The organism is Nocardia sp. NPDC101769, from assembly GCF_044766925.1.
Classification (GTDB): Bacteria; Actinomycetota; Actinomycetes; order Mycobacteriales; family Mycobacteriaceae; genus Nocardia.
The window spans coordinates 121,176-141,876 of record NZ_JBIWMX010000016.1; the positions used below are offsets into that span (position 1 = coordinate 121,176).

Below are 20,701 nucleotides of genomic sequence, written 5' to 3' on the forward strand. Positions count from 1 at the left end.
CCGCGCTTCGTGATTACGCGGTTCCGGTGGAGTTCGCCACCCAGGGCCTGCTCATGCCGTGCCGGAATCTGCACCGGCTCAATGTGCTCGCAACCTATCGGAGCTGTTCCGATTAAATGAGTCGTGCACGAGGGCGGCCAACTCGGCTCGCGTCGCCACACCGAGTTTCGGATACGCCTTGTACAGGTGGTAACCGATGGTGCGTGGGCTGAGGAAGAGCTGGCCGCCGATGTCCCGGTTGGACAGTCCCTGCGCGGCCAGCCGGACGACCTGGAGTTCCTGGGGGGTGAGCAGATCCAGGACCGAGGCGGTGGGCCGTCGGCGGCTGGTATCGCCGGTCGCGCGCAGCTCCGCGCGGGCGCGCTCGGCCCACAGGTGCGCGCCGAGCCGGTCGAAGGTTTCCGCGGCGGCGCGCAGCCGGGTGCGGGCTTCGCTCTTGCGCTGGTCCCGGCGTAGCCATTCGCCGTAGAGCAGGGCGGTGCGGGCCCTTTCGAAGGGCCGCCCGCCCTTGTCGTGCAGACGCTCGGCAGCATCGTAATGTTCCTCGGTCGCGTCGGCGGGCCCGGCCAGGGCCAGGCAGCGCTCGTACACCGCCTGCGTACAGGGGGATCCGCTGGCGGCTGCCCAACGGCGGAACCGGTCGAGGGGTTCGGTGAGGTGGCCGGTCTGTCCGATGCGCACCGCGGCTTCCACACGGAGGGGTGTGAAGGAGACGGCGGCTGTGGGGGGCACGGCGATACGGTCACCGGATATCTCTCCGCGAGCGGCGGATTCGAGCCGATCGAGCACCAGGTCATAGCGGCCCGCACCGAGATCGAGCATGGCGAGCGTGGTGGTGGCGAGGGCGGCGGTCGCGGACTCGCCGCGGTCGAGTGCGGCCGTGAGGGCGGGTTCGGCGAGTTCGCGGGAGCGCGTCTCGTCTCCGGCCAGCGCGGCGCTCCACGCCAGAACGCATCGCGGGCCGTCCATCTGGTGGTGCAGGCCGATGGACTGCGCGAGTGCGAGCGCCTCCTCGGCGTGCATGATCGCGTCGCGCGTGTGGCCGGTGGCGTGTTCGGCCGAGGCAAGGTAGTAGAGCCGCATCGGCAGTGTGCCGAGCGTCGACTGTTCGCGTGCTTCGGCGACGAGGGTGTCGAGCAGGTCGCGGGCCTCGCGGTCGAAACCGGTCATGAGGCCCATCGCGGCGCCGTTCATCCGCTCGTCCTGGGTGAGTTCGGCGGAGTGGGCGTGTGCGAATTCGGCGCAGGCGCGCAGTCGCGGCAGCCCGAATTCGTCGTCACCGCCGAGCATTCGGGCCAGCCCGAGCAGCCCCTCGGTCACTCTGTTGGGGCCGAGGCGACGGTGCAGCATGGTGGCCGCGCGCATGGTGAGTGAGGCATCGCCGACGAGGAACCCATTGCGTACCGCGTCGACCAGCATCCGGCCGGCGGCTGCGTCCGGGGCCTGATCGGCGGCGTCGGTGAGGATGCGAGCGGCGGTGTGCCGGGAGCCGAATTCGGCCTCGACCACGGCCTGCAGGATGGCCAGGCGCGGGGTGTCGGTCGCGCTGATCGTTCTCCGCCCGGCCTGGCGCACCAGCGTGTGGGTCCGGCGCAGGTCACCGGCGAGCGCGGCCGCTTCGGCAGCGCCGATGAGGCGCCGGGTGCCCGGGATGGCGGCGACGGTCAGTCCGGCGGCGCGCTCCATGGCCGCGGACGCCGCGGCATGGTCGGTGCGTTCGAAGGCGCGGTCGGCGGCGGCCTCCAGATCGTCGGCGAGGGTGTCGTCCGGTCCGGTCGAGGCCACTGCACGATGCCAGGTCGCCCGGTCGACCGCCTCGGGGCGATTGCTGCGTCGCAGCGTTTCGGCCAGCTCGTGGTGCACGGCCAGCCGCCGATGCAGCGGGGCATCGCGTAGTACGGCGGCACGCACCAGCGGATGCCGGAAGCTGACCTGATCGCCATGTCGCACAAGTAATCCCGAGTCCTCGGTCGCCGCCAGGTCCGTGGTGGTCGCGCCGAACGCGGCGGCGGTGTCCAGCACTACCGACAGTTCCCCGGTCGGTTCGGCCGCCGCGACGAGCAGCAGGGTGCCCGCGGCTTCGTTCAGCCGGGCGGCGCGTGCGCCGAATGTCGTCTGCACGCGAGCGGACAATGGCAGCACGGCCAAGTCGTAGGGCACGGCGGGCCCGCCGCCGGTGCGTTGCTCCGCGCTGAGCGAGGACGGCAATTCGACCAGGGCCAGCGGGTTGCCCTCGGTTTCGGCGAGCATTCGGGCGCGCACCTGCGGCGCCAGGTCGGGATACCGCTCGTCGAGCAGGGCCGTGGCGGCCGCGCGGTCGAGGCCACTGAGTTCATGCGCCTCGATCCCGGCCATGGGCTGGGCGACGCCGCGTACGCCGAACAGCAGCAGTACGCCCTCGCGATGTAGTCGGCGGGCGGCGAAAGCCAGTGCCTCCGCGGAGGATCGGTCCAGCCACTGGGCGTCGTCGACGAGGCACAGCACCGGACCGTCCTCGGCCAGTTCGGCCAGCATGGACAGTACGGCCAGGCTGATCAGGAAGCGATCACCGGTCTTGGACGCGGCCAGTCCGAACGCGCCTCTCAGGGCCGAGCTCTGCGGTTCGGGCAGGGAGTCGAGGTGATCGAGGGCCGGGCGCAGCAGCAGATGCAGTCCAGCGAAAGGCAATTCCGCCTCGAGTTCGATTCCGGCCACCCGGATCACGCGCAACCCGTCGGCCCGCGCCGCCGCGTAGTCGAGCAATGCTGTCTTGCCGATGCCGGCGGGTCCGCTCAGCACCAGCGCCCCGCTGCGGCCCGTGACCGCGTCCGCCAGCAGTCGATCGATCAGCGCCAGTTCTTCGGCACGCCCGTGAAGCACTCGACGGACCCTACCTAACGAACGACAGATTACGGACCAGTCGTACGACTGAATCCTCCGGTCCCCTACCACAAATAGCGTTCCTACCAGGTCGAACCGAACCAATGGAAGGAACCCGCATGTGCCCGAATTATTCGCTCAGCGAACGTGATCGGCGCTGGACGCTGGCCCGCGAGCTGATGGACGAGCAGGGCGTTGATGCTCTGGTCATCTACGGCGAACACGAGCGCGGCGGCCCGGCGCCGTACGCGCCCGATGTCTACTTCACCAATGAGCGCCCCGGCGCGATCGTCGTGTTCCCTCGCGATGCCGACCCGATCGCTGGTGCACGGCCTGAATCCCTATGGCACCGTCAGTGGTTTCGGCCACGGGATGCGCGAGTTGCCCGAGGCCGCCGAGTACGGGCTGCTGGCCGAGGTGCCGACCATCGGCACCGATCTCCCGCTGGCCGAGGGCATGGCATTCGCCTTCGAACCCAACTGTGTGCTCAATGGTCGCCTGGCCAATATCGGCGGCACGGTCGTCGTCGGCGCGAACGGTGCGGTGGAACTGAATTCGCTCACCACCGACCTGCTACGGACACGGCCGTGACCCCGAAACGACTGGTGGTCGGCATCAGTGGTGCGACCGGCATCGCTTACGGTATGCGCATTCTGGAGCTGGCGCGCAAGGCCGAGGTGGAAACCCACCTGGTAGCGACCGCTGCCGCTCAGCAGACCCGCCTGTATGAAACCGACCTCAGCGCAGGCGATCTGGCGGCCATGGCCGATGTCACCTACCGCCCGGCCGAGGTCGGGGCCGCCACCGCGTCCGGGTCGTTCCGGACCGCGGGCATGATCATCGCACCCTGTTCGGTCCGCACGCTGTCGGCCATCGCCTACGCAAACAACGACAACCTGCTCCCCCGCGCCGCCGATGTCACCCTCGAGGAACGGCGCCGACTCGTGCTGCTGGTGCGCGAAACCCCGCTCACCATGGCGCATTTGCGCGCCATGACCGCCGTCACCGAGTCCGGTGGGATCGTCATGCCGCCGGTGCCCGCGTTTTATCTGGGTCCCGGATCCGTCGATGACATCGTCGACCACACCGCCGGTCGGGCCCTCGATCTGCTCGGTATCGATGTGCCCGACCTGCCGTACTGGGGCGAGGATCCCGCGCCCGAACGCGAAGGACTGACATGGAACACCTGAGAGCCTGAGGGAGTTCATCACCGCGCTCGAGGCCAGCGGCGAGGTCCAGACCATCGATCAGGAGGTGGACTGGCAGTTGGAGATCGGCGCTGTGATCCGGCATTCCTACGACTTGTGTGCACCTGCACCGCTTTTCACCAACATTACCGACTATCAGGGCACCGGTTTCCGGGTGCTCGGCGCACCCGGAGCGACGAGCAAGAGAAGCACACCTACATGGCGGGCAAGGTCATCTACAACTGCCTGCTCGCCGACCACTACCCGGACGGCGGACGTCCCGTGAATGGCAGCTTCGAAAAGGGCTGGCCCACCGACATTCAAGAACGCGTGCTCGCCAATTGGCGTGCCTACGATTACAGATAGGACCACGAAAATGTATCGGACCCTTGCCTTCCTGGCGATTCTCTCGGCCGCCATGCTGGTCGGCTTGATGACCACATTGCTGACTGTCATGCGCGGCCTGTGGAATCAGCAGAGCGAAGCGGACGCGGCGCGCAGCTTCCAGGACTTCCTGAAACACGCGGGCACCAACCGCGTCCTGTCCACACTCACCATCATCCCCATCATCAGCGCCATCTGGATGGCGTTCCTGCATGCCCCCGACACCACCGCCAAGGTATGCGCGCTGACCGGCGGCGGGGTCTTCCTCCTCGGCTTCTTCATCTGGACCGCCGTCTTCAACCTGCCCATCTACAAGGCAGTCGACAAATGGCGTCTCGCCGAAGCCACACCGGATGATGTCCGCACCGAGATCCGCCGCTTCCACGCTTCCAATCTCGGCCGACTCACTGCGGCGACCGCCACCAGTGTGTTGTTCTTCGTGGCGGTCTTCTGATGGCGGATTCGAGAGCCCTGGTCGATCGGATCGATCATGTCTTCGCTCCTGTGACCGACGCAGCCGCGGGGTTCGCCCTGCTGACCGAGACGCTTGGCCTTCCTATCGCCTGGAAGTACGACGACTACGGCGGGTTCGCCAGTGGCAGAGTGAATTTCGGCAACCTCAATGTGGAACTCGTCGCAGCCAACGCCCACGTCCCTGCCTTCGACCCGAGCACGCCGGCGCGGGTCAGAGAATCGCCCTCCAGCTTCATCACGGCGCGAGTGCTCATCGTGAACGGGAGCCGGGATCGGATGACCTGCGGCCCGGGGTTCGGCACCTGCACCGACACGGCCACCCTCTACGCGGCCGAGCGCCCGTACTTCACCCCCGGGCGAAGTTGCGCACCTTCGTGCTCCCCGGCAGCGGCCACGCCATCAATCTCGCGCCGAATACGGGTGACTACCGCGCGGTTGTCCTCGACTGGATGAAGTCGCTCGCCAACTGAGATCCGGTGCCGGCCTGCCGAACTCAGGTCGAGAACGGCGAACCCGCGCCCTCCGCCCGGGCCGTGCCCTCGCGCCGGGTGGCCGCCAGTGGCAGGGCGATGTCCTCGAGAGACCGGCCCTCGGCATCCACCGCGAGGAGCTGGGCCACCACGCCGCCCGCGATCATGACCGCCGCGCCGAGCAGATAGCCGAGGAACAGGCGGACCGGATGTGAGCCGTCACCGATGAGCGCACCGTAGATGACGGGTCCGAGCGCCCCGAAACACTGTGCGATGGCGAAGAAGACGGCGATCGCCTTGGCCCGGACCTCGAGCGGAAAGATCTCGCTCACGGTGAGGTATGCCGAACTCGCGCCGGCCGAGGCGAAGAAGAAGATGACGCACCAGCATGCGGTCTGGGTGATCGCGTTGAGGACCCCGGTGTAGAACAGCACCGCCGAGATCGCCAGCAGCACACCGGAGAGAATGTAGGTGCCCGCGATCATGTGACGGCGGCCGATGGTGTCGAAGAGATGCCCGATGATGAGCGGCCCGGCCAGGTTTCCGGCCGCGAAGGCGATCAGATAGATGGGCGTGGAACCGGACGGCACCCCGTAGAACTTGCCGAGCACCAGCGTGTAGGTGAAGAAGATCGCGTTGTACAGAAACGATTGGCTGATCATGAGACTCGCGCCCAGAATCGCGCGTTGCGGATACTCGCGGAACAGCACCCGGGTCAGCGCCAGATACCCGATGCGATCGGCGGGCTTCACCTCCATGAGCCGGGATTCGTCGACCGGCGGCAGCGACGCCCCCGTCGCCTCCACTTCGCGCTCGATCTCCTCGATCGACTCCTCCGCGTCGCGGGCGCGGCCGTGCATGATCTGCCAGCGCGGGCTCTCCGGCAGATGGCGGCGGACGAACAGGATCACCAGGCCCAGCACCGGGCCGATGAGGAAGCCCAGCCGCCAGCCCAGCGACAGGCTCAGGTGATTGAGCAGGATGTAGGTGCCGAGGGTGCCGATTATCGCTCCGGCCCAATAGGTTCCGTTCACCCCGATGTCGACGCGGCCGCGATAGCGGGCCGGAATCAGCTCGTCGATGGCGGAATTGATGGCCGCGTACTCGCCGCCGATGCCGGTGCCCGCGATGAAGCGGGTGACGTACAGGAAGGCCACCCAGCCAGCGCCATTGCCGAGAGTCGCTGCGGTGAGCCCGCTTCCGAGCAGATAGATGCCCAGGGTGATCAGGAACAGCTTGCGCCGGCCCAGGCGATCGGAGAGGTTGCCGAACACCAGCGCGCCCACCACCTCACCCGCCAGGTACACGGTCGCGATCAGTCCGACCGCGGTCGAGGACAGGTGCAGGGTCTCGGGTTTGGTGAGGGTGTCGGCGACCGCGCTGGCCACCGTGATCTCGAGGCCGTCGAGAATCCACGCCACTCCCAGCGCGGCCACCAGCCGGGTGTGGAATCTCGACCACGGCAATCGATCGATCCGGGCGGGCACCAGGGTCCGTACCACGCCGCCGCTGTCGAGCCCCTCCGCCATCACGACTCCTGAGTCCGGTTCCCGCGTCCTCTGTCCACCGATCGAATGCCCCGACAAACGATAGGCCAATCTTCGAAGATCACCGCTCGAACTGCGAAGATACGGGTCGGCCGCCACCGGAAACCGTGCCGGTCCGAATATTCCGCAATGAGTTTCGCGGAGGCTATGGCTAGCATCGGCGTTCGTGCGTTCAGTTTCCGGGGGAGTTTTTCCAATTCGACTGATCGCCCTCGTGGCGGGGGTGCTCGGTGTTCTGCTGGCGGTTCTCACACCGCTGCTGCCGGTTCGGCAGGATCGGGCCGGCCTCGATTGGCCACAGGCACAGGCGGTTCAGATGACCGCTCCGCTGGTGGATTACGTGCCGCTGTCGATGGATATGAGCGTGCCGTGCGCGGTGCTGCGGGACATGCCCAGCGGGACAGTGCTGTCCACGGTGCCCGCACAGGCTCCCGGCGCCGCGGCCAAAGGTCTGATCGCCCGCGTCGAGGACCGACCCGGCACCGGCCGCACTCTCTCGGTGACCCTGCGCAATCTCCCGCTGCTCACCGCCTCCGTCTTCGAGATGACCGGCGTCGGAACAGCTTCCGACCCGGTCATCACCTTGCCCTCCGGCGTCACCCCGCAATCCGGCACGACCCCGACACCCGGAGTCACACCGCCCGCCAATGCGAACCCCACGCCCGGAGCCACACCGCCGCCAGGGGCCACGCCGCCGCCCGGAACCGTACCGATAGCGGGCTCGAATCCAGCGCGAGGAGCAACTCCGCCGCCCGGTGCCACACCGCCGCCGGGAGCGAATCCGCCTGCCGGAGCGACTCCGCCGCCGGGTTCGACGCCGCCGCCGGATGCGCCACCGCCGCCCGCCGGTAGCACCGATCCCGGTACGCCTGCCGGGCCCGGGGCGGGGAGCGGGTCGAATCCGAATCTCGTGCGGCACGCCGGTTGCGGTGCGCTGGTCGTGCATTCGAGTGCGGAGGTCACCACCGCGGAGTTGACCGGCTTGACCAGGTCGGACGGTTCGCCGTTCCGGACCACCGTCTCGCGGGATGTGCGGCCCCAGATCGTCGGGGTGTACACCGATCTGGATCGGACCCGGCTGAGTGATGCCAAGCTGCACGCCGAGGTGGATTCGCGGTTCTCGTCGAGCCCGAGCGCACTGAAGCTGGCGGCCATGGCGGGCGCGGTGCTGTGCACCCTCATCGCGCTGGTCTGCCTGTATTTCATGGATGTGGCGGACGGTAGGCGCAGGCGGCGGTTCCTGCCGGCGCGCTGGTGGCGGTTCACGCTCACCGATGCGGTCGCGCTCGCGACGCTGGGTGTCTGGCATGTGATCGGGGCCAATACCTCCGACGACGGTTACATCCTCACGATGGCGCGCGTGTCCGAATACGCGGGCTACACCGCCAACTACTACCGGTGGTACGGGGTGGCGGAAGCGCCCTTCGGGTGGCCGTACGAACTGCTGTCGCAGATGACCAGGGTCACCGATGCCGGCGTCTGGATGCGGTTACCGGCGCTGCTGGCCGCGGTGCTGTGCTGGTGGGTGATCAGCCGGGAGGTGCTGCCGCGCCTGGGTTCCCGGGTGCGCGCCGCGGCGGGTCCGCGGTGGGCGGCCGTGCTGATGTTCCTGGCGCTGTGGCTGCCGTACGACAACGGTCTGCGCCCGGAACCCCTGATTGCGCTCGGCGCGCTGCTGACCTGGTGCTCCATCGAGCGTGCGATTGCCACCAGGCGCTTGCTGCCCGCCGCGGTCGCGGTGCTGATCGCGGCGTTCTCGCTGGCGGCGGGACCGTCCGGATTGATCTGCCTGGCAGCACTTTTCGCCGGTTCACGACGGGTGCTGCGGATTCTCCTCACCCAGGTGCGCGCGGAGAACGGCGGGCTCCTGGGTTGTTTCGCGCGCATCGCTCCGGTGCTGACGGCGGGCACCCTGGTCCTGACGGTGGTCTTCGCGGATCAGACCCTGGCGGCGGTCGCCGAGGCCACCCGGGTTCGAAAGCTGGTGGGCCCCAACCTGTCCTGGCCGGACGAACCGACCCGCTGGATCTCGCTGCTCTCCCTGACCCCGGACGGCTCCCTATCGCGGCGCTTCGGCGTGCTCGCCATGCTGTTGTGCCTGGCCGTCTGCGTCGCGGTGGCGCTGCGCAAGGGTGGCCGGATTCCGGAGACCGCCCGCGGGCCGGTGGCACGGGTGCTCGGCATCGCCGTCATGTCACCGCTGCTCATGGCCTTCACACCGACCAAGTGGACGCATCACTTCGGCGTGTATGCCGGGCTGGCAGGTGCGCTGGCCGCGGTGACGGCGGTCGCGGTGGGCGGCAAGGGAATCCGGCTGCCGTACCTGCGCTCGCTGTTCGCGGCGGCGGTGCTGATCCTGGTGGCATTCTGCTTCACCGGCTCCAACGGATGGTGGTACGTGTCCGGCTACGGCGTGCGCTGGCCGGATCGCGCACCCGTGGTGGGCGGTACCAGCGTCGCCTCGCTGATCCTCGGGCTGGGTGCGTTGTGCCTGCTGGCGGCGGCCTGGCAGTACTACCGCGAGCCCTATCGACCGACCGGAACCGGCGCGGCGGCAAGGGTTTTCGATCGGATCGCCATCCGGCCGCTCACCGTCGCCGCCGCCCTGGTGGTGCTGTTCGAAGTAGCGACCATGGCCTCGGCGGCGTGGACACAGTACCCCGCGTACTCGGTCGCGCTGTCGAATCTGCATGCCCTGCAAGGGAAACCCTGCTCCATGGCCGATGACGTGCTCGTGGAGACCAAGCCCGAGGAATCCCTCCTCACGCCCTACGCCGGCACCGCAGCCGACGGACTCGCCGCGGACAACAGCGGATTCACCGCCAACGGCGTCGGCGACCTCGCCCCCGAGGGCGGCCCCGGCGGCAGCAGCGGTCCCGGTGGCAGCAGCGGCGGGGGGAGTGGCGGTCCTGGTGGCGGTGGCGGCCAGCAACTCGGCACTCCCCCGCCCGGCGGTGGCCCCACGGACAGACCCAAGGCCGACCCCGGCATCAACGGCAGCACCATCGCCCTGCCCTATGGCCTCGACCCCAAGCTCACGCCCGTCCTGGGCAGTTACACCACCGATCAGCCGCAGCCCGCGCATCTCACCACCCAGTGGTATCGGATGGATCTCGCCGCGGCACAGCGGGATTCCGGCTATTACGTACTGGTGTTGACCGTGGCCGGCCGCATCGCCGGCGAGGAGCAGGGCCACCGGATCGACGGCGCTCAACTGCACCTGGAGTTCGCCCACCGGGCCGACGACGGCACCATCGAACCCCTGGGGACTCTGGCGCCCCCGACCGTCGGCGGCGCCCCCGGCTGGCGCAACCTGCCCATCCCCCTGGACCGAATCCCAGCCCGGACCACCGCGATTCGCCTGGTAGCCACCATCGACGACCCGACCGGCAAGCAATGGCTCGCCCTCACCCCACCCCGCCTGCCCCACCTGGCCACCCTCGACACCGTCGTCGGCCACAACGCCCCCGTCCTGACCGATTTCCATGTCGGCCTGGCCTTCCCGTGCCAGCACCCCTTCGACCATCGAGACGGGGTAGCCCAACTCCCCGCCTGGCGCATCCTCCCCGACAAGCTGAACGCCCAGGTCTCCGAAACCTGGCAGGGTGACGCGGGCGGCGGCCCCCTCGGCTGGTCCACCCTTCTTCTCCGCTCCCAGCCCGTCCCCGCCTACCTCGACCACGACTGGACCCGAGACTGGGGCGAACTCCAGAAACTCACCCCCTACGTCGATGCACCCCCCGCCACCGCCACCGTCCACGTCGAAACCCGCTGGGGCTGGACCAACGACACCCCCATCGAGGCCACCCCCGACCCCACCCAAACCCACTAGAACTCGACCGAGCCGGGTCTTCCGGCCCGGACCCGGCTGTGCATCAACGAAATTCGTGAACGACTTCGATCGGGCCCACCAGGTGCGCATTGAACTGTTCCAGTTCTCCGGCCGGCACCCAGAGTTCGAGAATGATCCGCCCGCCGGCCTGCTGCACCGGGTAGCGCAGAAGAGATCCGCCGCCGTCCGAATACTCGGGCGGCGGCGGGTCTTTCGGTTCTGGCGCTGTTGATTCGGTTGGGTGCGGTCAGTTTTGCGGGGCTGGGGCTCCCGCGGGCGGGCCGCCGTTCGGGGGCTGGCCGCCGGGTGGGGCGTCGGCCGGGGGCTGGGCGGGCTGGGCGCCCGGGGGGAGGGGCTTACCGATGTGCTGAGCGATGTCGGGGAGCATGCGGTTGGCGACCTGCTCCCAGTTGCCCCAGTTGTGGACGCCGATGCTCGGGAAGTCGTAGCTGACGTTGTCGTAACCGAGGGACTGCAGGCGGGACTGGAAGGCCTTGGTGTTGGCCAGGGCGATGCCTTCCAGGGGCATGCCCTGGATGACCGCGTCCGCCGAGGACAGGTCCTGCTGGGCGGGGACGGCGCTGCCGGCGGCAATGTAGAGGCGGGTGTTGTTGTCGATCAGCTGCTGGATGAAGCCGTACGGGTCCATCCGCTGCCACTTGGCGCTGCCCGCGGCGGCCATGGAGTCGATGTTGTAGCCGCCGGCCGCGAGCAGGGCCAGGCGCAGGGCCTCACGCATGCCGGGCGCCGACATGTACAGGTAGCCCGACAGCGAACCGGCGTAGTTGAACTGGTCGGGATGGTAGGCCGCCATCAGCAGGGCCGCGCTACCGCCACTGGACAGTCCGAAGATGCCATTGCGAGAGTCGCTGAACCCCAGTCGATCTCGCAGCGCATCACGCAGGTTCCGGGAGAGAAAGGTCTCCCACTGATAGGTGTAGGACTTGCCGGAGGTCTCGTCCCAGCCCGCGACCGCCGAACCGGAATCCCGGCTCGGGAACAGCGACGCGTCGGGATTGGCGCCGCCGAAGCTGCTCGGGGCATCCCAGTCCTGATAGAAGCTGGATTCGCCGCCGACCGGCATCACCACATTGATATTGAACTTGGCCAGCGCCGCCGGGATGCTGGTGTGAATCTCCCAGCCGTTGTAATCATTCTGCGCGCGTTCGCCATCGAGCAGGTACACCACTCGGTCGGTATTTCCGTCGGCCGCGCGCACGATCCGGGACTTGATCGAACCCATGCTGGAGTCGACATAGAAGTCGAACGCATCCGGATTCGTGTCCGCCGCAGCCGATCCGGCCGTCAACGCCCCGAACGGCAGCAATACGGCCACCGCGGCTCCCGCCAGGCCCCGCTTGGCCCATCCACCCCGCATATCCTGTTGTGCCTTTCACTCCACGGCCGAACCCGGCCGCACCCCTCGATCCTCCCCCGCTCCCCTGTTCCCGGCGCGGCGGTTCGCCGAGCAGCATAGCCGCTGCCGACGGGTCCGGTCCCCCCGAATCAGATTGCGGCACTGGGGCGAATCGGAATGCGCTAGGCCAGTTCGACGCGGATCGGGTCGCCGCCGCGGACCGTGGCGAGTAGGCGCGGGTCGCCGTCGATGCGGCCGAGGATATTGCAGGGGCTGGCCAGACGGCATTCGCCGGCGCGGGACACGGGGGTGGGGCCGAACGGGAGTGCCAGGGCATCGCCATCAGTCCAGAAGGCGACTGTTCCCGGCTCGACCACCTGTTGCGCGCCGGGTTCGCGCGGGACGCTCACGTCGGTCTCGAAGTAGACCTCGTCACCCCAGGTGCTGGCGACAGCGGTGATCGGCAGAGCGTTGAGCAGCGCCTGCACCGTCGGGGTGTCGTCGAGGGTCGCGGTCAGGCGGTTGGCGGGCCAGCTGATACGAATGCGGGTCGGGTGCGTCACAAGTCACATTCAACAAGATGTTGAAGAGTTCCTCAACAAGATGTCAATACCGCTGCGGCCCAATGATCTGTTAAGCGAACCGGAAGGTTTCACACGAAGGCTGGCACCGCGAACAGTTCGAGTCCCGCAGGACCGAACGCCGATGGAAGGGGACGGGGGATGGAGGCGGCGGTGCTTGTCTTCGGTGTGATGTTCGGGATCCCGCTGGTGGTGTTGCTGCCCATCACGATTCTGGCCGAACGGGATCGGAAGGCGCGACTGCGAGATTGGGCGGTGGCCAATGGCTGGACCTTCCGGGAACGGTCGGCCGCGCCGTGGACCGCGCGGCTCCCCGGACGCAATCGCCACGGACTCGGCGTCACCCTGACCGGAAGAGTGGGCGGGCGCTGGGTGACGGTCGCCGAGTACTCGTACGAAACCACCTCGAGCACAGGTGAATCCACGACCACCACCACGCACCGCTACCTGGTAGCGCTGGTGCTGCTCGACCGGCCGCAGCCCGCTCTCGCGGTGCGGCAGCGCGGACTGATGTCGCAGTTCGGCCGGGCCCTGTTCGGCGACAAGCCGACCGCCACCGGCAATGTGCTGTTCGACGCCCGCTTCCGGATCGATGCGATGGCCCCGGCGCACGCCAAGGCCATGGTCGGACCGGCACTGGTCGCCGCACACATCGCGGGCGCGGTGCCGCAGTGGAGCCTGGTCGGCAACGAACTGCTCACCTTCGCGCCCGGCGGAAAACTGAAGGACCCGAACCTGATTCCCTGGTTCGCGGGGCAACTGTGCCAGGTGGCGGACCTCCTCGGGCCGGTCGACTTCGCCCGCCCCGGGCTGCCCGACGCACCGCGCTAATCGGCACCGGCGGATTCGGCCGCCTCGGGCTCGACGGTGAAGACCGGGCTGCGCCCGCGGGCATCCAGTCGGCCGTCGCCCCAGCTCGCACTGCCGTAGGCGTCGACATCGATAGCGTACGCGCCGGCGGGGAGCGCCTCGGGCAGCTGGATCGAGGTCCTGTCCTGCCCGTCGACCAGCCCCAGATAGGTCCGGCAGGGCCGGGAACCGAGCGCCACCAGGAAGATTCGCGCTGATTCGAATCGGCGGTAGGTTGCGGCGTCCACCGACCAGCCCACCCCCAGCGACCGATGGGCCGCATCGGTGAAATCGACGGTGACGCGCAGCGCCGAGCGCTCCTCGAGTCCTGCCCGGTCCTTCACGGCTGCCTCCTCGAGCACCCGGCCGGACGCAGATCGACATGCCCGGGCAGGTGTCCCACTGCAACCAGGCTGGCACGGACCCCGCGGCGAGGCAACGCGAATCCGCCCGGGGAGACGCTCAGCCGCGTCGTACCGCGTTCTCGAGATAGGCCATGGCGTGCGCACCGTCGTCGGCGCAGTACACGAGTTCGGTCAGCGGCAGCGGCAGGAAACCCTCCGCCTCCATGCGCTCGAACTGCTGCATCAGCCCGTCGTAGAACCCGGCGGTGTTCAGCAGCACCACCGGCTTCCGGTGCATCCCATGCTTTTTCATCTCGAGGATCTCGGTGGCCTCGTCGAGGGTCCCGGTGCCGCCGACCATGATGACGACGCAGTCGGCGAGCTCGAGGAGCTTCGCCTTCCTCGCGGCCAGATCGGCGGTGATGATCATCTCCTCGGCATTGTCACGCACCTTGCCGCGCAGGAACTCCGCCGATACCCCGACCAGCCTGCCGCCGCTGTTCCGCACCCCGTCGGCAACGATCTTCATCAACCCGACATCGGACCCGCCCCACACCAGCGTGTGCCCGCCCTTCCCGATCAACTCCGCGAACTCGCGGGCGGGCCCGGTGTAGCGATCGTCGAGGTCGGCGGCCGACAGAAACACGCAGATGTCCATGCGGCCACTGTATTGCCGGCATGGGACACGGCCCGGCCGCGGTGGAGCTCAGGCCTTGTCGTCGAGGGTGACCCGCACCGAGACCCGGCCATTGTCGCGCTGGGTCACCGCGTGCCCCGTGCGGTCGATGCCGTTCAGGTGCAACGAGATCGGCCCGCCCTCGCCCTGGAAGTTGCGCCACCAGCTCTTCTTGTCCGGCATGCCGACGCCGATGACGAGTTCGTCGCCCGAACGCCAGTAGTTGACCGGCGTGGAGAAAGTCTTGCCCGAGCGGCGGCCGGTGTAGGTGATGACGACGAATCCGCGGCCCATGAGCGGGCCGATCACCGGGAGCTTGGTCAGCGCCACGATACCGGCATTGAGTCCGCCCACAACCTGTGCCACAACATTTTTCACCATGTGCACCCTCCTGTTCCGGGGCACGGTAGCACGGGTGATATCGGGGGCCGGGGCGGCGGACCGCCCCGGGCCGGCGGCTCTACGGGAGGAACCACTTCGCGATGAGGGTATTCACGGCGTCGATGAAGTCACCGATCAAGTGCGGAATCATGGGCCTTTTCTCCTTCGTGGAAATTCTGAACTAATAACCGTTACCAGCGGGTTCGTACCCGAACCGGCAACTGTGCTGATCACCTATTCGTTGCCGGAGACTGGACGGATGGCAAGCAAATCCATTCCTGCCGGAATAGTCCGGGAAATGCCTTGGAAAGGAACAAAATTCGCCGCCGGACCGTACCATTCACCCCAGCAGCGAGTTTGCCATGAATTTCCCGGACAATCCTGTCCCCGGTACCGCAACGCTCTTGCAAATCACGATGAATAAATCGAGTATCGGATGGTCGAACATGACCCGCAGCGAATCCCGTGCGTGTCAGCCGACGGGGATCGGATCCGCGACCGATGACCGGGGCCGCTCGACCTCGGCGCGGCGCGCCACCGACAGGCCGTACAGCAGGGCGAACACATACACGACCACGTGGGCGTTCTCCAGAATCGGCTCGGTATGCCAGGGCTTGGGCAGGACGAAGACGCCGACCGAGGCGAAATCCGGGGTCCACTGGTACGTCCACGCCCCGGTGGCCACGAACAGCAGCGCCGCCGCGAACCACCACGGCGGCCGGGTCTGCGCCCGGTGCACGAGATGGACCAGCAGCGGGACGAACCACACCCAGTGATGCCCCCACGAGAACGGCGACACCGCGCAGGCCGTCATCCCGCCCAGCGTGACCGCGAGCAGCCGCTCGCCACAGCGGTCCAGCACGACAACGAGTGTCAGGCCCACACCCGCCGACACGCCCGCGAGAATCAGCCACAGCCAGACAGGCTCGCTGCCCCCGGTCAGGTGCGCGAGCACTCCGCGGACCGACTGGTTGGCCGGCTCGACATCGGGCGCGATGCGCTCGGAGCGGAAGAAGGTCGAGAACCAGTACTCGCGAGAATCACCGGGCGAGACGAGCCAGGCCAGGGCGATCGTCGCCGCCAGCGTCACCGACGCCGTCGCGGCCGAACGCCATTGGCGCAGCACCAGATACTGCACGATGAAGAAGGCCGGCACCAGCTTGATCCCGGCGGCCACCCCGACGCCGAGTCCACGCAGCCGCCCGCCCTCGGGCCGCGCGAAGTCCCACAGCACCAGCAGCATGAGCACCAGGTTGATCTGCCCGTAGAACAGCGTGGTGCGCACCGGTTCGAGGAAGACGCACGTAATCGCCAGCAGCGCACCGATACCCGCCGAGCGCGTGCTCATCCGGTAGCCGAGCATCCGCCAGCACAGCAGGACGCAGGCATACAGCACACCGAGATTCACCAGCAGGAACGCATTGGTGATCCAGGCCGCGGGCACGGCGAGACCCGGGATGAACACTATGGCCGAGAACGGCGTGTAGGTGTAGAGCAGCCCGCCGACGGTCTCGTCCCGATACAGCGAATGCCCGTGCAGCAAACGCCAGGCGCCCTCGCGGTAGATGTGCACATCGAGCCCGCCCGCGAGAATTCCCGCCTTCTCCAGCCAGGGATCGACCGTCGTGAACACCAGCGCCAACGCCAGCACCGCACCCAGTCCGAGCACGAAAAGCGTTGTACCGGAGCGGGAAACCTCCATCGAGCGTGAATTCGACACAACCGATCAGCCTAGTGAATGACCTGGCGCGCTCACGACCGCCCGTTCGGCGCACCCGGCACGGTGCTCGCCTGAGCGATGATCGCCGACCCCATCCAGCGGCGCAGGTATCGCCGCAACTCCGCGTCTTCGCGCGGCGGATTGCCCGGCGAGACGAAGAACGACGCATGGTGCGCAGCAAGAATTCCACCAGCTCACGCAGGGATTCGTCGTCGTAGCCGTAGTGCCGCCAGTCCACCGACATGACGGATTTGATGGTGCGGAAGCTGACTTTCGCGTTCGAGGAACACGACGTGCCGTTCCTCTGGAATCCCGAGAACCCGGCCTTCTCCAGCATGGCCAACGCGGTGTCGTTCCTGGCCATCGGTTTCGAGAAGATGATCGTGCAGATGATCACGCAGGCCAAACCGCAATTCACCGACCCCGCCGTCGCCGAGGAGGCCGACGCCTTCATGCGGCAGGAGGGTCAGCATTCGACCGCGCACCGCCAGCATGTGCGCGGATTGATCCGCGCCTACCCGGGATTGCGGGAGACCCTCGATGAGGTGGTCGCCGAATTCGACCGGCTCACCGCCGAGACACCGCTCAGGTACCGGCTGGCCTACACCGCCGATCTGGAAACCACCTTCACCTCGGTCTTCAAGCTCATGCTGGACAACGAGGCGTCGCTGTTCCGGCCCGGGGACGACCGGGTCGCGTCACTGTTCATCTGGCATTTCGTCGAGGAGGTCGAGCACCGCAGTTCCGCGCTCATCATCTTCGATTCGCTGGTGGGCAGCGATCTCTACCGCATGCGGGTGGCGCCGTCCATCTTCCGGCATGTGCTGCGGGTCGTGCGCATCGCCTGCGCGGGGTTCAACAAGCATGTGCCACTGGAGGATCGGAAGATCGACGCCATGTCGATGTTCGCCACCTACCGCTACCAACAACTGCTGCGCAAACTGCTGCCCCGCTTCGCGCTGCCCTACGCGGGCCCGGGCCCGCGGGCCTTCTACGACCTGCCACTGGGCGAGCAGCTCACCGCGCTGCGCGGCATCATCCGCAGCCAGCTGCCCAACTATGATCCGGCACACGAGAACACGCCGGCGCTGGCCGATGTGTGGTTCGAGCGCTACCACGACGGGTACGACGTCACACGCTGGTACACCGCGGCGGCGACCGGGGCGGAGGCGAACTGATGGCCGGCCACTGCGCACCCACCTTCGACCAGCTCGCCCGATCGCTCGGCTTCTCCTGCGACAGGGCGGGCGGGCTGGTCGAGGTAAGAAACCCACTGGCGCTGGAGAACTGGACGCTGCCCGTCCTCGAGCTGACCGTGATCCTCGGCTCGGTGCTCGCGCTGGTGTGGGCCATCGTGCGGCTGCGCCGGCACGGCGATCCCACCAACCTGGTGCTGTGGTTCGGCGCGACCGCGTACCTGTTCATCATCGAGCCACCCCTGTATTTCCCTGCGGCGTTCGGTATTTCGGGGCATGTGGACACGATGTTCGCGCACAACGTCTTCACGGTGGATTTCCTGTGGGGGCGGTTGCCGCTCTACATCGTGGCGATCTATCCGTTCATGGCGACGCTCGCATACGAGATCGTGCGCATGCTGGGGGTTTTCCGGACCTACGGTGCGATCGCCGGAGCGGCCTGCGTCGGGTTCGTGCACCATGCGTTCTACGAGATCTTCGATCAGATCGGGCCGCAGCTGCGCTGGTGGGAGTGGTCGACCTCGAACCCGCTCAACCAGCCCATGTTCGATTCGGTACCGCTGCCGAGCGTGGTGGTCTTCGCCGCCCTGTGGCCGATGTCGCTGGCGTTCTGCGTGTACTGGTTCGTCGGCCGCCGCGTCGACGGCGGCGAGCGCTTCACCGGCCTCCAGCTGGTCTGGCGCACCATCGTGATCGGCCTGCTGGCCTCACTGGGAACCTTCATCCTCCCGCTGCCCGCCACCGTGCTCGGAGCCACCAGCACGACGGTCCGCGGCACCGTCTACGCACTCGAACTGATCGTCCTCACCCTGGCGGCGATCGCGCTGACGTACCGCCAGTGGACCCGCCGGCGACAGCCCGGATCGGCCGGCCCCGCCTACGACAACCAGTTCGTCCGCGCCTACAGCGTGGTCTACCTCTTCGTCATGGCCGTCCTGTGGGCCACCGGCCTCTCCGACTTCCTCGACGCCACCGGTGGAGTCACCAGCAACGGCGACCCATCGGCAACCTCTGGTACACCCTCGCCTGCTTCGCCATCGGCATCCTCTGCGTCGCAGCCGTTTTCACCCTGCCCACGACCGCCGCTTCGGACGAGGAACATTCACCCGCGACGGTCTGATCGAATGCTGTACCGGCTCATGCGATCTCGGTGACTACGCGACGCTCTGTTCGGAGCAGACGGTGGAACCGACGAAAGCTCGGATGGTTTCCAGCATTCGATAGCGGCGACCGTCGAACTCGACCAGGGATTTGTTCACCAGGCGGCTCAGCGGGGCCAGGATGTCGCCGGGGCCGACCTCCTGGAGGGTTTCGAGGGTCGCGCCGTCCGGGAACAGCCAGAGGCGTTGGGCCAGGCGGCGTTCCGGGGCGGCGAGGGTGTCCCAGCTCCATTCGATGGCGGTGTAGAGGGAGCGGTGCCGCTCCACGGCGGACCGTTTACCGGCCAGCAGGCGGAAGCGGTCGTCGAGGCGGCGGAGGATCTGGGCGGGGGTCATGGTGTGGACGCGGGCAGCGGCCAGTTCCAGGGCCAGCGGGATGCCGTCCAGGCGGCGGCAGATGGCGGCGATCGTCTCGCAGTTCTCGTCGGTCAGGGTGAAGCCGGATCGGACGGCGCGGGCTCGGTCGAGGAACAGGTGTACCGCGGCCGAGCCGAGGGCCTCGGCAGGGGCCGATCCGGGCCGGGGCGACGCCAAAGGCCTTACGGGGAACAGGGTTTCGCCATTGATACCGAGGGGCTCGCGGCTGGTGGCGAGCACCGTCAGGTTGGGGCAGCGGCTGAGCGTGTCCGCGACCAGCTCCGCGATATCCAGCACGTGCTCGCAGTTGTCGAGAATGAGCAGCACCTCGGCGCCGACGGCCGGGCGGTGGATCGGGCAGGCGTGCACCGAATTCGGGTCGGCGTGCAGCCCGAGTGCGGCCAGCAGGTGCTCGCCCGCGGTGGCGGCGTCGCCGATCGCGGCCAGCTCGATCAGGCGGCAGCCGTCCGGCCAGCGGGGGGCCAGGCGGGTGGCGGCCTCCAGGGCGAGGCTGGTCTTGCCGATCCCGCCGGGACCGGTCAGGGTCAGCAGCCGGGTCGAGGACAGCAGGGCCGCCACGTGGTTCAGGTCGGGTTTCCGGCCGATCAGGCTGGTCAGGCGGACCGGCAGGGCGGGCGTGGCCGGAGCTGCGGCGCTGTCGCCGCGGTCGAGGGCGAGGACCAGCTCCCGGGACGGCGGCACGCCGAGTTCACGGCGCAGCTGCGTGCGGGTGGCGTCGAAGACCTCCCGGGCCCGGCCGGACTGGCCGGCGGTGGTCAGCGCGTGAATCACCCGCACCGCCAAGGACTCTCGCAACGGCTCGTCGCGGAGTTCCGCCTCGAGGGAGGCGACCAGCTCACGTCCCCGTCCCAGCGCGATATAGGCGTCGGCGCGGGCCTCGACCGCGTGCAGCCGGTGCTGGTTCAGCCGGTCCGCGTGCCAGTACAGGTCCGGATGGTCGGCCAGGTCCGCGAAGGCCGGACCGCGCCACAGGCCGAACGCGATATCGAGGGTCCGGGCGGCGGCGCCGGCATCACCGGCGGCCAACCGGCCGATGCCCTCCTCGGCCAGGCGAGTGAAGCGATGCACGTCGATGTCGTCGGCCGCGACGCGCAGCCGGTACCCGCCGCCGTCCGACTCCACCACCGCGTGCTCCGGCAGCACCGCGCGCAGCCGCTTCACCAGCGTCTGCAGGGCATTCGCCGGATCGACCGGCAAGCTGTCACCCCAGATGGCGCCGATCAGCGCGTCACAGGTCGTCGCCCGGCCGGGCTGCAGGGCGAGCAGTGCCAGCAACGTGCGCACCCGCGGGCCACCGACCCGTTTC

At 68.2% G+C, this 20,701-nt stretch carries 18 protein-coding genes and 2 pseudogenes; 10 read left to right on the forward strand and 10 right to left on the reverse strand.

Translation table 11 applies throughout. The features are described from left to right. Positions 1-78 precede the first annotated feature (78 nt). Positions 79-2,859 (reverse strand): AAA family ATPase, encoded by a 2,781-nt coding sequence (locus tag ACIRRA_RS24595; protein WP_402772257.1) that lies wholly within the window; start codon positions 2,857-2,859, stop codon positions 79-81. Between the two features lie 306 nt (positions 2,860-3,165). Here ACIRRA_RS24595 and ACIRRA_RS24600 point away from each other — a divergent pair, with 306 nt between their 5' ends. Genes ACIRRA_RS24600 through ACIRRA_RS24625 form a run of 6 tightly spaced genes read left to right on the forward strand, consistent with a single transcriptional unit; the run spans position 3,166 to position 5,357 of the window. Further along, the gene (locus tag ACIRRA_RS24600) at positions 3,166-3,450 is read left to right on the forward strand and encodes a hypothetical protein (RefSeq protein ID WP_402772260.1); all 285 of its coding nucleotides are present in this window, start codon (positions 3,166-3,168) and stop codon (positions 3,448-3,450) included. Further along, positions 3,447-4,049: a UbiX family flavin prenyltransferase gene (locus ACIRRA_RS24605; protein ID WP_402772263.1), complete on the forward strand. Its 603-nt coding sequence runs from the start codon at positions 3,447-3,449 to the stop codon at positions 4,047-4,049. Before ACIRRA_RS24600 ends, ACIRRA_RS24605 begins: the two co-directional genes overlap by 4 nt. A 16-nt stretch (positions 4,050-4,065) precedes the next feature. Continuing rightward, positions 4,066-4,332, forward strand: coding sequence for a hypothetical protein (locus tag ACIRRA_RS24610; RefSeq protein WP_402772471.1), 267 nt, complete (start codon positions 4,066-4,068; stop codon positions 4,330-4,332). Then, a complete protein-coding gene (locus ACIRRA_RS24615) occupies positions 4,266-4,412 on the forward strand; it encodes a hypothetical protein (RefSeq protein WP_402772266.1) in 147 nt (48 codons plus the stop codon). The genes ACIRRA_RS24610 and ACIRRA_RS24615 overlap by 67 nt, the downstream gene beginning before the upstream one ends. A 10-nt stretch (positions 4,413-4,422) precedes the next feature. Beyond that, positions 4,423-4,884, forward strand: coding sequence for an anthrone oxygenase family protein (locus ACIRRA_RS24620; protein ID WP_402772269.1), 462 nt, complete (start codon positions 4,423-4,425; stop codon positions 4,882-4,884). A gap of 50 nt (positions 4,885-4,934) precedes the next feature. Continuing rightward, positions 4,935-5,357, forward strand: coding sequence for a hypothetical protein (locus ACIRRA_RS24625; RefSeq protein WP_402772271.1), 423 nt, complete (start codon positions 4,935-4,937; stop codon positions 5,355-5,357). A 40-nt stretch (positions 5,358-5,397) separates the two neighbouring features. Here the strand turns inward: ACIRRA_RS24625 and ACIRRA_RS24630 are convergent, their stop codons facing one another. Next, positions 5,398-6,903 (reverse strand): MFS transporter, encoded by a 1,506-nt coding sequence (locus ACIRRA_RS24630; protein WP_402772274.1) that lies wholly within the window; start codon positions 6,901-6,903, stop codon positions 5,398-5,400. Positions 6,904-7,144: 241 nt separating this feature from the next. Between ACIRRA_RS24630 and ACIRRA_RS24635 the strand changes: the two genes are divergently transcribed. After that, the gene (locus tag ACIRRA_RS24635; RefSeq protein WP_402772474.1) at positions 7,145-10,753 is read left to right on the forward strand and encodes an arabinosyltransferase domain-containing protein; all 3,609 of its coding nucleotides are present in this window, start codon (positions 7,145-7,147) and stop codon (positions 10,751-10,753) included. A 247-nt stretch (positions 10,754-11,000) separates the two neighbouring features. On the opposite strand, the gene ACIRRA_RS24640 is transcribed toward ACIRRA_RS24635, so the two are convergent. Continuing rightward, on the reverse strand, positions 11,001-12,131 hold the full coding sequence (locus ACIRRA_RS24640) for an alpha/beta hydrolase (protein ID WP_402772277.1): 1,131 nt from the start codon (positions 12,129-12,131) through the stop codon (positions 11,001-11,003). A gap of 161 nt (positions 12,132-12,292) precedes the next feature. Next, positions 12,293-12,673, reverse strand: a complete 381-nt coding sequence (locus ACIRRA_RS24645; protein WP_402772280.1) for a cyclophilin-like fold protein — start codon at positions 12,671-12,673, stop codon at positions 12,293-12,295. A gap of 159 nt (positions 12,674-12,832) precedes the next feature. Here ACIRRA_RS24645 and ACIRRA_RS24650 point away from each other — a divergent pair, with 159 nt between their 5' ends. After that, entirely contained in the window at positions 12,833-13,522 is a 690-nt protein-coding gene (locus ACIRRA_RS24650; protein WP_402772283.1) for a hypothetical protein, read from the forward strand. Here ACIRRA_RS24650 and ACIRRA_RS24655 read toward each other — a convergent pair. The 5 genes and pseudogenes from ACIRRA_RS24655 to ACIRRA_RS24675 all read right to left on the reverse strand — a co-directional run. After that, the gene (locus ACIRRA_RS24655; RefSeq protein ID WP_402772286.1) at positions 13,519-13,884 is read right to left on the reverse strand and encodes a hypothetical protein; all 366 of its coding nucleotides are present in this window, start codon (positions 13,882-13,884) and stop codon (positions 13,519-13,521) included. The two genes, ACIRRA_RS24650 and ACIRRA_RS24655, sit on opposite strands and share 4 nt — an antisense overlap. 118 nt (positions 13,885-14,002) lie before the next feature. After that, positions 14,003-14,542: a TIGR00730 family Rossman fold protein gene (locus ACIRRA_RS24660; protein WP_402772289.1), complete on the reverse strand. Its 540-nt coding sequence runs from the start codon at positions 14,540-14,542 to the stop codon at positions 14,003-14,005. A gap of 48 nt (positions 14,543-14,590) precedes the next feature. Continuing rightward, entirely contained in the window at positions 14,591-14,941 is a 351-nt protein-coding gene (locus tag ACIRRA_RS24665) for a nitroreductase/quinone reductase family protein (RefSeq protein WP_402772292.1), read from the reverse strand. A 472-nt stretch (positions 14,942-15,413) separates the two neighbouring features. Then, the gene (locus tag ACIRRA_RS24670) at positions 15,414-16,661 is read right to left on the reverse strand and encodes a glycosyltransferase 87 family protein (RefSeq protein WP_402772295.1); all 1,248 of its coding nucleotides are present in this window, start codon (positions 16,659-16,661) and stop codon (positions 15,414-15,416) included. 32 nt (positions 16,662-16,693) lie between these two features. Further along, positions 16,694-16,899, reverse strand: a pseudogene (locus ACIRRA_RS24675) (TetR family transcriptional regulator); the annotation flags it as partial. Positions 16,900-16,903: 4 nt separating this feature from the next. On the opposite strand from ACIRRA_RS24675, the gene ACIRRA_RS24680 reads away from it, so the two are divergent. Beyond that, positions 16,904-17,839 (forward strand): metal-dependent hydrolase, encoded by a 936-nt coding sequence (locus tag ACIRRA_RS24680; protein WP_402772298.1) that lies wholly within the window; start codon positions 16,904-16,906, stop codon positions 17,837-17,839. Continuing rightward, positions 17,839-18,979, forward strand: a pseudogene (locus ACIRRA_RS24685) (hypothetical protein); the annotation flags it as partial. The gene ACIRRA_RS24680 and the pseudogene ACIRRA_RS24685, both read left to right, overlap by 1 nt. A 32-nt stretch (positions 18,980-19,011) precedes the next feature. Here ACIRRA_RS24685 and ACIRRA_RS24690 read toward each other — a convergent pair. Beyond that, complete coding sequence (locus ACIRRA_RS24690) at positions 19,012-20,679, reverse strand: BTAD domain-containing putative transcriptional regulator (RefSeq protein WP_402772301.1); 1,668 nt, start codon at positions 20,677-20,679, stop codon at positions 19,012-19,014. Positions 20,680-20,701: the final 22 nt, after the last annotated feature.